The sequence below is a fragment of the Lonsdalea quercina subsp. quercina genome (assembly GCF_000688695.1).
GTDB lineage: Bacteria > Pseudomonadota > Gammaproteobacteria > Enterobacterales > Enterobacteriaceae > Lonsdalea > Lonsdalea quercina_D.
In genome coordinates, this window is sequence record NZ_JIBQ01000034.1 from 1 (window position 1) to 756 (window position 756).

At 54.6% G+C, this 756-nt stretch carries 1 rRNA gene; it reads left to right on the forward strand.

The window, feature by feature from the left end:
- Positions 1-756, forward strand: a 23S ribosomal RNA gene (locus tag SB13_RS16965); the annotation flags it as partial.

The following is a 756-nucleotide window of genomic DNA, read 5'->3' on the forward strand; positions in this document are numbered from 1 at the left end:
CCCGCGGCAAGACGGAAAGACCCCGTGAACCTTTACTATAGCTTGACACTGAACCTTGAGCCTTGATGTGTAGGATAGGTGGGAGGCTTTGAAGTGTGGACGCCAGTCTGCATGGAGCCAACCTTGAAATACCACCCTTTAATGTTTGATGTTCTAACGTGGGCCCCTAATCGGGGTTGCGGACAGTGTCTGGTGGGTAGTTTGACTGGGGCGGTCTCCTCCCAAAGAGTAACGGAGGAGCACGAAGGTTAGCTAATCCTGGTCGGACATCAGGAGGTTAGTGCAAAGGCATAAGCTAGCTTGACTGCGAGAGTGACGGCTCGAGCAGGTGCGAAAGCAGGTCTTAGTGATCCGGTGGTTCTGAATGGAAGGGCCATCGCTCAACGGATAAAAGGTACTCCGGGGATAACAGGCTGATACCGCCCAAGAGTTCATATCGACGGCGGTGTTTGGCACCTCGATGTCGGCTCATCACATCCTGGGGCTGAAGTAGGTCCCAAGGGTACGGCTGTTCGCCGTTTAAAGTGGTACGCGAGCTGGGTTTAGAACGTCGTGAGACAGTTCGGTCCCTATCTGCCGTGGGCGTTGGAAGATTGAGGGGGGTTGCTCCTAGTACGAGAGGACCGGAGTGAACGCACCACTGGTGTTCGGGTTGTGATGCCAATCGCATTGCCCGGTAGCTAAGTGCGGAAGAGATAACCGCTGAAAGCATCTAAGCGGGAAACTTGCCCCGAGATGAGTCTTCCCTGGGACTTC